Source organism: Isoptericola cucumis, assembly GCF_014635665.1.
Classification (GTDB): domain Bacteria; phylum Actinomycetota; class Actinomycetes; order Actinomycetales; family Cellulomonadaceae; genus Isoptericola; species Isoptericola cucumis.
Genome location: NZ_BMDG01000005.1, coordinates 14,325 through 27,595 on the forward strand (window position 1 = coordinate 14,325; position 13,271 = coordinate 27,595).

At 75.6% G+C, this 13,271-nt stretch carries 10 protein-coding genes; 5 read left to right on the forward strand and 5 right to left on the reverse strand.

From position 1 onward, the window contains the following. Window positions 1-4: 4 nt before the first annotated feature. Window positions 5-574, reverse strand: a complete 570-nt coding sequence (locus IEW03_RS08270; protein WP_188523210.1) for a carboxymuconolactone decarboxylase family protein — start codon at window positions 572-574, stop codon at window positions 5-7. Between the two features lie 164 nt (window positions 575-738). On the opposite strand from IEW03_RS08270, the gene IEW03_RS08275 reads away from it, so the two are divergent. The 3 genes from IEW03_RS08275 to IEW03_RS08285 are packed head-to-tail and all read left to right on the forward strand — an operon-like array spanning window position 739 to window position 5,112. Beyond that, the gene (locus IEW03_RS08275; RefSeq protein ID WP_188523211.1) at window positions 739-2,805 is read left to right on the forward strand and encodes a dynamin family protein; all 2,067 of its coding nucleotides are present in this window, start codon (window positions 739-741) and stop codon (window positions 2,803-2,805) included. Next, window positions 2,802-4,553 carry a GTPase gene (locus IEW03_RS08280; RefSeq protein WP_229737839.1) on the forward strand — a complete coding sequence of 584 codons (1,752 nt, stop codon included), beginning with the start codon at window positions 2,802-2,804 and terminating at the stop codon, window positions 4,551-4,553. The genes IEW03_RS08275 and IEW03_RS08280 overlap by 4 nt, the downstream gene beginning before the upstream one ends. A gap of 55 nt (window positions 4,554-4,608) precedes the next feature. After that, complete coding sequence (locus IEW03_RS08285) at window positions 4,609-5,112, forward strand: acyl-CoA thioesterase (RefSeq protein WP_188523212.1); 504 nt, start codon at window positions 4,609-4,611, stop codon at window positions 5,110-5,112. A 26-nt stretch (window positions 5,113-5,138) separates the two neighbouring features. Here IEW03_RS08285 and IEW03_RS08290 read toward each other — a convergent pair whose 3' ends face one another. After that, the gene (locus IEW03_RS08290; protein WP_188523213.1) at window positions 5,139-6,104 is read right to left on the reverse strand and encodes an acyl-CoA thioesterase; all 966 of its coding nucleotides are present in this window, start codon (window positions 6,102-6,104) and stop codon (window positions 5,139-5,141) included. Then, window positions 6,104-6,529: a globin gene (locus tag IEW03_RS08295; protein ID WP_229737840.1), complete on the reverse strand. Its 426-nt coding sequence runs from the start codon at window positions 6,527-6,529 to the stop codon at window positions 6,104-6,106. Before IEW03_RS08295 ends, IEW03_RS08290 begins: the two co-directional genes overlap by 1 nt. A gap of 105 nt (window positions 6,530-6,634) precedes the next feature. Here IEW03_RS08295 and IEW03_RS08300 point away from each other — a divergent pair, with 105 nt between their 5' ends. Further along, the gene (locus IEW03_RS08300; protein ID WP_188523214.1) at window positions 6,635-6,886 is read left to right on the forward strand and encodes a PTS sugar transporter subunit IIB; all 252 of its coding nucleotides are present in this window, start codon (window positions 6,635-6,637) and stop codon (window positions 6,884-6,886) included. Between the two features lie 40 nt (window positions 6,887-6,926). On the opposite strand, the gene IEW03_RS08305 is transcribed toward IEW03_RS08300, so the two are convergent. Continuing rightward, window positions 6,927-7,940, reverse strand: a complete 1,014-nt coding sequence (locus tag IEW03_RS08305; RefSeq protein ID WP_188523215.1) for a mechanosensitive ion channel family protein — start codon at window positions 7,938-7,940, stop codon at window positions 6,927-6,929. Between the two features lie 160 nt (window positions 7,941-8,100). On the opposite strand from IEW03_RS08305, the gene malQ reads away from it, so the two are divergent. Continuing rightward, window positions 8,101-10,320: a 4-alpha-glucanotransferase gene (malQ, locus tag IEW03_RS08310; RefSeq protein ID WP_229737841.1), complete on the forward strand. Its 2,220-nt coding sequence runs from the start codon at window positions 8,101-8,103 to the stop codon at window positions 10,318-10,320. Window positions 10,321-10,413: 93 nt separating this feature from the next. Here malQ and pepN read toward each other — a convergent pair whose 3' ends face one another. Beyond that, window positions 10,414-12,993: an aminopeptidase N gene (pepN, locus tag IEW03_RS08315; RefSeq protein WP_188523216.1), complete on the reverse strand. Its 2,580-nt coding sequence runs from the start codon at window positions 12,991-12,993 to the stop codon at window positions 10,414-10,416. Window positions 12,994-13,271 lie beyond the last annotated feature (278 nt).

Below are 13,271 nucleotides of genomic sequence, written 5' to 3' on the forward strand. Positions count from 1 at the left end.
GCGCTCAGGACGTGGCGAGCGGGATCTCGCACGCGTCGGAGTACCCCTGGCTCTGCACCCCGGCCGCGAAGTACGACCGCGACCGCAGGTTCTCGACCGCGACCATCTGGGTCAGCTCCACCATGGCCGGACTGCCGAGCCGGCCGACGAGGGAGGCGACCATCTCGTCGGTGACCGTCGGCGGCGTGGCGGTCATGGCCTCGGCATAGGCCATGACGTCGCGCTCGAGGTCGGTGTAGACGCCGTCGGCGTCGCGCCACCGCGGCACCTGGCTGACCTTGCGAGGATCGAGGCCCTCCTCGCGCGAGAGGAAGTACCCGAAGTCCAGGCACCAGCTGCAGCCGACGGCCGCGGCCGTCGCCATCTCCGCGAGCGTCTTCAGCGTGGGGTCGAGCGACCTCCACCGGCCGACCTTCATCTCGAGGCCGAACATCGCCCGCATCGCGCGCGGGTGGTGGGCGAGCACGTAGGCGCTGTCCGGCACCTGCCCGAAGGTCCGCCGCGCGTACCAGCCGATCGCACGGCCGTAGAGGCCGGTGAGCTCCTTGCGAGGGATACGGAACGTGCTCGGCATCGGCTGACTCCTCGGTGGGTGGCGCGGGCGGGGCCTGACGCGCGGTGTGCGGGCGCACACCGACGTGCTGGGTCCATTCGACCACCTCGACGACGGCAGGCGGGGAAACGTGACGTCGCGGCGGCGGCCCTGCACCGATCGTCCGTCATGGGCACACTGGGCACATGACGGACCCGGACGCGACGCCTTCCCCCACCCCGCGGGACGGCGACGACGCCCGGGCGGCCGCCGAGGATCCTCGACCGGCGGAACCCGTGGCCGGCACCGCGGCCCTCGTCGACGCCCTCGAGGTGCTCCGCGGCCGCCTGGGCGCGCTGCGCCTGCCGCTGCACACCCCGGGCGCGGACGCCGCCCGCGGCGACCTGCACCGCGCCGTCGACCAGCTCGACGACTACCTGCTCCCGCGGCTGCGCGCCGAGCGGGCGCCGCTGCTCGTCGTCGTCGGCGGGTCCACCGGTGCGGGCAAGTCCACCCTGGTCAACTCCCTCCTCGGCGAGCCGGTGTCCGCGCCGGGCGTGCTGCGGCCGACCACGCGTGCGCCGGTCCTGGTGCACCATCCGCTGGACGCACGGTGGTTCAGCACGGACCGGGTGCTCCCGGGGCTCGCGCGGGTGTCCTCGGGGACCGCGGCGGCGGCCCCCGGTGCCGCACCGGCGCCGGACGTGGACGACGACCGGCGCCCGCCGGACCCGACCCCCGGGACGGCCGCCCTCCGCCTGGTCGCGAGCGAGTCGCTGCCGCAGGGGCTCGCCCTCCTGGACGCGCCGGACGTCGACTCCGTCGAGACGGCCAACCGCGAGCTGGCGGCGCAGCTGCTCGGGGCCGCCGACCTGTGGCTCTTCGTCACCACCGCGGCGCGGTACGCCGACGCGGTCCCGTGGGACCTGCTGGCCCAGGCCGCGCACCGGCGCGCGCAGGTGGCGATCGTGCTCGACCGGGTCGACCCGGGGGCGGAGGTCGTCGCGGAGGACCTGCGGCGCATGGTCGCCGAGCACGGGCTGGGTGACGCCCGGGTGTTCGTCGTCGCGGAGGCCGAGGAGTCCGGCCCGGACGCGCTGTCCGACGGGCTGCTGCCGGAGCACGCCGTGGCCGAGGTCGCGACGTGGCTGTCCGGTCTCGGCGGCGACCCGGACGCACGGGCGCAGGTCATCGCGGCGACGCGCGACGGGGCCGTCGGCGACCTGGTGCGCCGTGCCGTCGAGCTGGCGGACGCCGCGGACGTGCAGGAGTCGGCCGACGCCCGGCTGCGCGACGTCGTGCGCCGCCACCACGCGGACGCGCTGGCGCAGGTGGAGGCGGCGACGTCCGACGGCGTGCTGCTGCGCGGCGAGGTCCTCGCCCGGTGGCAGGACTTCGTCGGCACGGGGGAGTTCTTCCGCGGGATCGAGGCGGGGGTCGGGAAGGTGCGGGACGCGGTCGCCGGGTTCTTCCGGGGGCGGCCCAAGCAGGCGCCGCAGGTGGAGCAGGCCATCGCCCGCGGGCTGGAGTCGGTCATCCTCGACGCCGCCGAGCAGGCCGCCGAGCGCACCTACGCCGCGTGGCACGGGGACGCCGCCGGGGCCGGGCTGCTGACCGGGCTCGACCTGTCGCGCGCACCCGCCACGCTGCGCGAGGAGGTCGGCGCGCAGATCCGCGGCTGGCAGGACGACGTCCTCGCGCTGGTGCGCGAGCAGGGCGCGTCCCGCCGCGGCACCGCGCGCGCGCTGTCCTTCGGCGTCAACGCGCTCGGGGTGAGCCTCATGGTCGTCGTCTTCGCCTCGACCGCGGGCCTGACCGGGGCCGAGGTCGGCATCGCCGGCGGCACCGCGGTCGTGGGCCAGAAGCTGCTCGAGGCGGTGTTCGGCGACGAGGCCGTGCGCCGGCTGTCCGCCCAGGCCAAGGAACGGCTCTCGGGGCGTGTGGACGCCGTGCTGCGCGGGCAGTCCGCCCGTTACACCGCCCAGCTCGACGCGCTCGGCACGGCCGACGCGGGCGGGCCCGGCGTGCGGGACGCCGCGCACCGCGTGGCCGCCGAGGCCCGCGCCGAGCAGGCGTCGCGCCCCGACCCGGAGGGCGCGACGCGACCGTGGAGCGGCGGGCTGCTGCGGGGCGCGGGGACGGTGCGTCCCCCCACCACCGACGGCGTGGCCCGGGTACCGGACACCCGCGGCGGCGCGGCCGAGGGCGCGCCCGCCAAGGACCGGGCCTCCCGCTGGCGCAAGCTCTTCGGCAGGAAGGACCCGTCCACGTGAGCCGTGCCGACGCCCGCATCGACCTGACCGACCGGACCGCCGCCCTCGACACCGCCGTCCGGGCGGCCACGGGGCGGCTGGACACCGCGATGCTCGACGACGCCCGCGCGGTCGTCAGCCGTGCGCGCGAGCGGGGCGGGCTGTCCGCGGAGCACACCGTCGTGGCGCTCGCCGGGGCCACCGGCTCGGGCAAGTCGAGCGTCCTCAACGCCGTCTCCGGCACCGACGTCGCGACGGTCGGCGTGCGGCGGCCGACGACGTCCCACCCGGTCGCGGTGGTCTGGGGGGACGGCGCCGGCCCGCTGCTCGACTGGCTGGAGGTACGGCGCCGGCACGAGATGCCGGCCGGACCGGCCGACGACGAGCCCGACCCGCCCGACCCCGGCCGCTCGTCGCGCCGGGGCCTCGCGCGCCTGCGGCGACCCCGAACCCCGGCCGGCATCACTACCGGGCTCGTGCTGATCGACCTGCCCGACCACGACTCCGTGGTCACGGAGCACCGGGTGCGGGCGGAGCGGCTCGTCGAGCGCGCGGACCTCCTGGTGTGGGTCGTCGACCCGCAGAAGTACGCCGACGCCGCGCTGCACGAGGGGTTCCTGCGGCCGCTGGCGGGCCACGCGGAGGTGGTGGTCGTGGTGCTCAACCAGGCCGACCGGCTGTCGGCGGCCGAGACGGACGCGATGCTCGCCGACCTGCGGCGGCTCGTGGTCGCCGACGGGCTCGACGGGGCGCGCGTGCTCGCGCTGTCGGCGCGCACCGGGCAGGGCGTGGACCAGCTGCGGGGGCTGCTCGCCGAGGCGGCGGCCCGCCGGGAGGCCGCGACCGCCCGGCTCACCGCCGACGCCCGCGCCGCGGCGCGGGTCATCGCGGACGCGACCGGGAGCACCCCGCCGCACCGGGCCGGCGAGCGTGCGGCCGCCGGGCTGGTGGACGCGCTCGAGGATGCCGCGGGCGTGCCGACGGTCGTGGACGCCGTCGCCCGCACGCACCGGCGCGACGCGCACCTGGCGACCGGCTGGCCGGTCACGCGGTGGGTGTCCCGGTTGCGTCGTGACCCGCTGCGCCGGCTCGGGCTGCGCCGCGACGCCGTCGGGGCCGCGGGCAGCGGCCGGGGGAAGGACGCCGACGACCGCCGTGACCTGCTGCGCAGCTCGCTGCCCACCGCGACGCCCGCCGTGCGGGCCACGGCCGCGTCCGCGGTCCGCCGCTACGTCGACGAGGTCACCGAGGGCGCCCCCGAGTCGTGGGTGCTCGTGGTGCGCGGGCGGGCGCAGGACGCGGTCGACCGCCTGCCGGCCGAGCTCGACCAGGCGGTCGTGGGCACCCGGCTGGAGGCGGCGCGCCGGCCCGGCTGGTGGACGTTCGCCGGCGCGCTCCAGTGGCTCCTGCTGGCGGTGGCGGTCGTCGGGCTCGGCTGGCTGGCCCTCGGGGCGGTGCTCGAGTACTTCCGGCTGCCGCCGCTGGTCGTGCCCGTGCTCACGGTGGACCTCACCGGCTCCGGCGGGGGAGTGCTGGAGCTGCCGTGGCCGACGCTGCTCGCCCTCGGCGGGCTCCTGCTGGGCCTCGTGCTCGCGCTCCTCGCGAGGGCGGCCTCGGCCTGGGGGTCCCGGCGCCGGGCGTCACGGGTGCGGCGCCGGCTGCGAGAGGCCGTGAGCGGCGTCGCCGACCGGCTCGTGCGCGGCCCGGTGGGCGACGAGGTGGGGGCGCTGGCGCGGTGCCGTGCCGCCGCGAGCATCGCGGCGGGCTGAGGGCGTCCGTCGGAAGGGGACGGGGCACCGTCGCGGGCATGAAACGATGCCGGTCATGACCCGTCTGCACGTCCCCGTCTCCCTGCGCTGGTCCGATCTCGACGCGTACCAGCACGTCAACAACGTCGCGATGCTGCGTCTGCTGGAGGACGCGCGCATCACGGCGTTCTGGCGGCACCCGGAGGCCCTCGACGGCGAGGAGTGGCCCACCGCCGTCCTCGACACGGGTCCGCACGCGACGTCGCACACCCTGGTGGCCGGGCAGCAGATCGAGTACCTGCGCCCGCTGGGCTTCTCCCGCACCCCGGTGCGCGTGGAGATGTGGATCGGCTCGATCGGCGGCGCCTCCCTCGAGGTCTGCTACGAGGTGCACGACGGCGAGCCGGGCGGATTCCCGCGCACCGGCCCGGCGTCGGGCGCCGCGGCGTACGTCAAGGCGGTCACGACGATCGTCGTCGTCGACGCCGACGGGGGCAGGCCGCGCCGTGTCTCGGACGACGAGCGGGCCGTCTGGGGGCCGTACGTCGAGGAGCCCGTGACCTTCCGCCGCCGGCACTGACCGCCCGGCACCGGCGGCCCCGCACGTCACGCGGGCAGGCGGATCATGCCCTCCTGGGCGATCGTGGCGACCAGGGCGCCGCCGCGGTCGTACACGCGGGACATGCCGAGCCCGCGCCCGCCCTGGGCGCCGGGTGACTCCTGCACGTAGAGCAGCCAGTCGTCGGCGCGCGCGTCCCGGTGGAACCACATGGCGTGGTCGAGGCTCGCCATCGGCACGGAGCTGCCGACGTCGAGCCAGGAGCGCCCGGCCTGGCGCAGCACCGGCTCGAGCATCATCTGGTCGCAGGCGAAGGCCAGCAGCGCGCGGTGCAGCAGCAGGTCGTCGGAGGCGATCTCGTGCCGTGCCCGCACCCAGACCTGCTGGGTGGGGCTCGGGTCGGGGTCCGGGCCGAGGTAGACGGACCCGCCGACGTGCCGCAGGTCGAAGGCCGACTCGTGCGACCAGAACCGCGCGGCCGGGTGGTCGAGGTCGCGCAGCGTCTCGATCGCGGACGGCACGTCCTCGGGGGCGGGCACGCCCTCCGGCGCCGGCACGGCGTGCTCGTACCCGGGCTGGTCGACCTGGAACGACGCCGTGAGGGACAGGATCGGCCGCCCGCCCTGGATCGCGTGGGTGCGACGGGCGCTGAACGAGCGCCCGTCGCGCAGCCGCTCGACCGCGAAGTCGATCGGCGACTCGAGGGCCCCCTCCCGCAGGAAGTACGCGTGCAGGGAGTGCGGCAGGCGGTCGTCCGTCACCGTGCGCCCGCACGCCAGCAGCGCCTGGGCCAGCACCTGCCCACCGTAGACGCGCCGCCCCGGGCCGGGCACGCTGTCGCCGCGCCACAGGTCGTCCTCGCCCCGTGGTCCCCAGCCGTCGACCTCGCGCAGCTCGAGGGCCGCCAGGAGCCGGTCCAGGGCGTCCGGGATGCCGGTCGGCGCGGTGTCGGACGGGAGGTCGGACGGGAGGTGGGACGGGGTGCCGGACGTGGCGGTCGGTTCGGTCGTCATCAGTCCTCGAACGTGTTGATCATGGAGAAGGCCGCGCGCTCGAGGTAGTCCCACAGCTGCGACTCGTGGATCGGGGCCAGATCGAGCGAGTCGAGGGCGTCGCGCATGTGCCGCAGCCAGCGGTCGCGTGCGTCGGGGTTGACCTTGAACGGGGCGTGCCGCATGCGCAGCCGCGGGTGGCCGCGGCGCTCGCTGTACGTCGTCGGCCCGCCCCAGTACTGCTCCAGGAACATCGTGAGGCGCTCGGCCGCGGGGCCCAGGTCCTCCTCGGGGTACATGGGGCGCAGCACCTCGTCGGCCGCGACACCCTCGTAGAACCGGTCGACCAGGCGCTGGAACGTCGCGTGCCCGCCGACCTGCTCGTAGAAGGACTCCGACCGGCCGGCCCGACCGGCGGCCCGGGGAGCGGGGATCTGGTTGGTCACCGGGTCATCCTCCCAGAAAAGCCACCCGTGCCCCACGCCCCGTCCGGCGCGCGAACGGCTAGGGTGGAGGTGGACCTGCAACGACGCACTCCACGGGAGATCTCTATGACCAGCCTCGGCCACAAGGCGGACAACATCCTCGCGGCGCTCGGCGGCACCGGCAACGTCGTCGAGCTCGAGCCCTGCATCACCCGGCTGCGGGTCGAGGTCTCGGACCCGGCGCTGATCGACGAGCCGGGCCTCAAGGAGTCGGGCGCGTTCGGCGTCGTCCGGTCGGGCCGCATCGTCCAGGTCATCGTGGGCCCGGAGGCCGACGACCTGGCAGCAACCATGGACGGCCTGCTGACGCCGTCCTGACGGACGGCAGCCGGCCGGGAAGGTCGGCCGGGCCAGCCGGTCACTCGCCCCGCGCGGCCTCGGCGACGTCCTCGCGCAGCAGCACGCCCGCCTCGCGCAGCTCCGCCTGCGACGCCTGGCGCAGCCGGCGCGAGACCTCCCACTGCTCGCCGGGTCGGACCTGCGCGAGCAGCGTGAAGGAGGCCGAGAAGTCGGTGACGGCGTCCACCCCGCGCACCCACGGGGCCTCGAGCAGCAGGTGGGAGACCTCCGGGTCCTCGCGCACCGAGTCGGCCGCCCGCCCGAGCGCGGCGCGCACCACGCCGAGGTCGGCGTCCACGGGCACCCGCACCTCGGCGATCGCGCGCGACCACTGCTGCGTGAAGTTGCCGGCGCTGAGGATCTCCCCGTTGCGGACGTACCAGAGCGTCCCGTCGAGGCCGCGCACCTGGGTGATCCGCAGCTGCACCTCCTCGACCGTGCCCTCGGCCCCCATGCCGAGGTTGACGTAGTCACCGACGCCGAACTGGTCCTCGACCAGCAGCAGGATGCCGGAGATGAAGTCCTTCACCAGGCTCTGCGCGCCGAAGCCGAGCGCGACGCCGACGACCCCGGCGGACGCCACCAGGGGGGCGATGTTGACCCCGATCTCCTGCAGGACCATCAGGATCATGATCGTGCCGACCACGACGTTCGCCGTCGAGCGCAGCACCGACCCGACCGTGCGGGAGCGCTGCGCGCGCCGCTGGTTGGCGAGGGGGTTCGCCATCGCGATCGCGTCCTCGACCAGCGGTGCCCGGCGGAAGTAGGCGCGCCACGGCGAGCTCGGGGTCTCGGACCTCGGGCGGTCGGTGGTGGTGGTGCCCTTGCCGGTGGCGATGCGCTCGGTGACGTGGCCGATCACCCGGCGCAGCAGCACGAGCACGACGATCCCCACGACCAGGATGAGGAGGATGTGCAGCGGCCATCCGGAGAACCACTCCCAGAAGCTGGCACCGGCCGCTTCGACGGTCTCGGGCACGGTGCTGGGGGAGTGCGAGGGCTCGGGGCTGGGGGCGGACGTCGGGGCGTTCACCGTGCCACGGTAGCCGCCGGGGTGGCGGCCGCCGCAAACCGCCTGCTGTGCGGCACGCGGACGGCCTCCCCACGACCGAGCCGTGCGCCCGGGCACCGATCCGGTGCCCCGACCGCGTGGGGATCGGCCCGGGGCCTCGGGTGATGGCAGGATCGTCCCCGTGAGCAAGGACCTGCCGAACCCGGACGAGACGCCCGCCGTGCCCGACACCCCGCCCGACGGCGCCCCCGGCGAGCCGCAGGCGCCGTCGCAGGAGCTGCGCGACCTCGCGTCGGCCCACGGCGTGGTCGTCGAGCGCCCGGCCGACGGCGGCGCGGTCCCGGTGCCGGCGGCGACCCTGGTCGCCGTCCTGGAGGCGCTCGGCGTCCCGGCCGCCACCCCGCAGCAGGTCGCGCACAGCCTGCAGCGTGCCAAGGACGACGAGTGGCGTGCCGTCCTGCCGCCCACCGTCGTGGTGCGCCAGGGCGACGAGAAGACGGTCCCGGTGCACGTGACCCACGGCACGTCCGTGCACGTGTGGCTCGAGGTCGACGGCGCCGAGCCGGGCGCCCGCACCCACTCCACCCGGCCGCGCCGCGACCTCGACCAGCGTGACGACGACACCGGTCCGCGCACGGTCGACGGGCGCGAGGTGGGGCGCGCGACGTTCGTCGTCCCGGCCGACCTGCCGCTCGGCTGGCACTCGCTGCACGCCCTGGCCGAGGGTCACGAGACCCGGGCGACGCTGGTCGTGACGCCGCAGCGGCTGGAGCTCCCCGACGGCCTCGACGGGGACCAGTGGTGGGGCGTCGACGCGCAGCTGTACGCCGTCCGGTCCAGCGCGTCGTGGGGGATCGGCGACCTCGCGGACCTGGCGGACCTCGCGTGGCTCACCGCGCGCCGGTCGGGCGCCGACTTCGTGGCGGTGAACCCCCTGTCCGCGACGGAACCGGTCACCCCGCTCACGCCGTCGCCGTACCTGCCGACGAGCCGCCGCTTCCTCAGCCCGCTGTACGTGCGGGTCGAGGACATCGCGGAGACCGCCTACCTCACGGCCGCCGACCGGTCGCTCGTCGAGTGGGCCGCCGAGCCGGTCCGGGACCTCGTGACCGAACCGGGCCCGATCGACCGCGACGCGGTGTGGGAGGCGAAGAAGGCGGCCCTCGAGGTGGTCTTCACCGCGCCCCGGCGCGCCGCGCGCCAGGCGGCCTACGAGGAGTTCGTCGCCGAGCAGGGCCACGGCCTGCGGGACCTCGCGACGTGGTCGGCGATCGTCGAGCACCTGGGCCGCTCCCCGCGCCCGGACGAGCTCGGCGACCCGGCGTCGCCGGCCGTCGCCGCGCTGCGCGAGCAGCTCGCCGAGCGGGTCGAGTTCTACACCTGGCTGCAGTGGGTGGCGGACGAGCAGAAGCACACCGCGCAGCGGGTCGCGCGCGAGGCCGGGATGCGCCTCGGCATCGTGCACGAGGTCGCGGGCGGCGCACACCCGCACGGCGCCGACGCCTGGCTGCACCGCGACGTCCTCGCGGGGCGGGTCGGGGCCGGCGCGGCGGCCGGGACGGACGCCCCGGAGGGCAGCGGCTGGTCCTCGCCGCCGTTCGTCCCGCGGGCCCTGGAGCGTGCCGGGTACGCGCCGTTCCGGGACATGCTGCGCACGGCGCTGCGGCACGCGGGCGCGCTGCACGTCGACGACGTGCTGGGGCTGTTCCGGCTCTGGTGGGTGCCGTCCGGGCTGTCGCCCGACGAGGGGGCGTACGTCCGTTACGACCATGAGGCGCTCGTCGGCATCCTGTGCCTCGAGGCGCACCGTGCCGGCGCGATGGTCGTCGGTGACGACGACGGCGACGCCGAGCCGTGGGTGCGCGACTACCTGGCGGAGCGCGGTGTCCTCGGCACGTCGGTGTTGTGGCGTTCCAAGGACGACGGCGGCCGGCCCCTGCCGGTCGAGGACTACCGGCGCCTGGCGCTCGCGGCCGTCGGCACCCATGAGCTGCCGCCGACGGCGAACCTGCTCGCGGGCGAGCACGTCGACCTGCGCGAGCGCCTCGGCCTGCTCACCGAGGACGACGCGACCCAGGTGCGACGGCTGGCGCGGGCGGACCGTGACGCCGCGGTGCTGGCGCTCGCGGAGCACGGCCTCGTGTCGGAGCACCCGTCCGAGCGGGAGATCGTCGAGGGGCTGTACCGGTCCCTGCGCCGCAGCCCGTCGCTGCTGGTCGGCGTGCAGCTGGTGGACGCCGTGGGGGAGCGGCGGCCCCAGCACCAGCCGGGCGCCACCACCGAGTACCCCAGCTGGAAGGTGCCGCTGGGCGACGGCGCCGGCAACGTCGTCCTCGTCGACGACCTGTACGACAACGCGCGCCTGCGCTCCCTGCTGCAGGCCGTCCGCACGGCGCGGTAGCCCGCCGCCCCCGCGGCGACAGCGACAGACGACGGCGCCCCCTGCCGGTCCGCGGACCGGCAGGGGGCGCCGTCGTCGTGGTGCGACCGCCGGTCAGACGTCCGCGGCCTGGGCGACGAGGGCACGCTCGGTGCCGGCGAGCTGCTCGGCGACCATGCGCCGCAGGGCCGCGGGGGCGTCGGCGTGGGCGTCCAGCCACGCCTGCACGGCGTCCCGCAGGCCCGCGGAGGCGAGCGGCGCGGGGTACAGGCCCTCGATGAGCTCCTCGGCGATGTGGTAGCTGCGCGAGGTCCAGATGCCCGTCAGTGCGTCCACGTACCGGGTCACGAACGGCTCGAGGACGGCCGGGTCCCCGACGTTGACGAACCCGGCGGCGGTCGCGCGGATGATCGCGTTCGGCACGTCGGCCTGATCGACGACGGACGCGAACGCGGCCTCCTTCGCCGCGACGGTCGGCGCGGCGGCGCGGGCCCGGGCGGCGGACTGGCGCCCGGTCGCGGTGTCGTCCTGCGCGAGCGCGGCGTCGACCTCGGCGTCGTCGGCCGCGCCGAGGCGGACCAGGCCCTGGAGCACCTCCCAGCGCAGGTCGGTGTCCACGACGAGCCCGTCGAGGGCGACCGAGCCGTCCAGCAGGCCGCGCAGCGGCGCCACGTGGTCGGGCGTCGAGGCGAGCGCCGCCGTGAACTTCACGAGCTGCAGCTGCAGGTCGGAGCCGGCAGCGGCCTCCTGCGCCAGCGCCCAGAGCCGGTCGCCGATGCGGGCGAGCGTGGCGGCCCGGCGCTCGGGCGCGACGTACGTGCGGGCGGCGAGGCCCAGCTGGTTCAGCGTGGTGCGCACCGTCGTCGACTCCGTCTCGGCGGCGATGTTGCCGAGCACGAGGTCCACGTACGCCGACGCCGGCGTCTCGCCGTCGCGCACCGCGTCCCAGGCCGAGCCCCACACCAGGGAGCGGGCCAGCGGGTCGGTGAGGCGCGACAGGTGCTCGGTCGCGGCCGCGAGGGACTCGTCGTCGAGGCGGACCTTCGCGTACGCGAGGTCCTCGTCGTTCAGCAGCAGGAGAGCGGGGCGCTCGTGCCCGACCAGCTCGGGCACCTCGGTCCGCTCGCCGTCGACGTCGATGACCACCTGGTGCGTGCGCTCCAGCGTCACCGCGCCGTCGGGCTGCTCGACCAGGTCGTAGCAGCCGATGCCGAGACGGTGCGGGCGGATGGTCGGGTGGTCGGCCGGCGCGGACTGCAGGACGGCGAGGCCGGTGATCGTGCCCTCGGCGTCGACCTCCACGTCCGGGCGGAGCGTGTTGACGCCCGCGGTCTCGAGCCAGGCGGCGGACCAGGCGCCGAGGTCGCGGCCGCTGGTGGCCTCGAGCTCGACGAGGAGGTCGCGCAGCACCGTGTTGGACCACGCGTGCTTCTTGAAGTACGCGGACACGCCGGCCAGGAACTCGTCCCGGCCGACCCACGCGGCGAGCTGCTTGAGCACCGACGCGCCCTTGGCGTAGGTGATGCCGTCGAAGTTGACCTGCACGTCCTCCAGGTCGCGGATCTCCGCGACGATGGGGTGCGTCGTCGGCAGCTGGTCCTGCCGGTAGGCCCACGTCTTCTCCATGGCGGAGAACGTGGTCCACGCGGCCTCCCACTCGGTGGCCTCGGCGGTGGCGAGCGTGGAGGCGTACTCGGCGAACGACTCGTTGAGCCACAGGTCGTTCCACCACTTCATGGTGACCAGGTCGCCGAACCACATGTGCGCCAGCTCGTGCAGGATCGTCACGACGCGCCGCTCGCGCACGGCGTCCGTCACCTGGGAGCGGAAGACGTACGCCTCGGTGAACGTCACGCAGCCCGGGTTCTCCATCGCGCCCATGTTGTACTCCGGCACGAACAGCTGGTCGTACTTGTCGAACGGGTACGGCACGTCGAAGGTCTTCTCGTAGAACTCGAAGCCCTTGCGGGTCGTGGCCATGATGTAGTCCGCGTCGAGGTGCTCCGACAGCGACGCCCGGCAGAAGACGCCGAGCGGGATCGTGCGGCCGTCCGACGACGTGAGCTCGCCGCGCTCGACGGCGTAGGGGCCGGCCACCAGCGCGACGAGGTAGGTGGAGATGCGCGGCGTGGGCTCGAAGGTCCACGTCGCGGCGAGGACGTCGGCGTCCGTCGCGTGCGTGGCGGCGGTGGGCTCCGGCGTGGGCTGGTTCGACACGACCTGCCACGCGGCGGGCGCGGTGACGGTCACCTGGAACGGGGCCTTGAGGTCGGGCTGCTCGAACGTGGCGAAGACGCGGCGGGCGTCCGGCACCTCGAACTGCGTGTACAGGTACACCTCGCCGTCGACGGGGTCGACGAAGCGGTGCAGGCCCTCGCCGGTGTTCATGTAGGCGCAGTCCGCGACGACGCGCAGCTCGTTCTCGGCCGCGAGGTCGGTCAGCGCGATGCGGGAGTCGGCGTACACCGCGGCCGGGTCCAGCGGGCGCCCGTTGAGCACGATCTCGCGGACCGCGGGCGCGACGAGGTCGACGAACGTGCTGCCGCCGGGCTTCGCGGAGAACCGGATGACGGTGGTGGACGCGAAGGTCGTCGGTCCGGTCGTGACGTCGAGCTCGACGGTGTACGACTCCACCCCCGTCACGACGTCGGCACGCTCGATCGCCTCGGCGCGGGTCAGGTTCTCAGCGGGCACGGGTTCTCCCTGTCGTCGGCTGTCCCGCACGCCGTCGGCGAGCAGGCTTCGCGGACGATGATGCCACCTCCGCGGGGCGGGGCCCACGGCCGGGCGGCTGCCCGGCGACGGGGGACGACGGGCCCGCGACCCGCAGGTCGTGCCGCGGGCCGTGCCGCGGGTCGGGACGCAGGTCACGGCGCGGGACGCCCCACGGGTCGTCGCACGGGTTCGACCGCTGACGCCGGATCGTGACATTCTGCCCCGTGCGCCTTCGCGGGTGTGGGTGCCTGGCACGT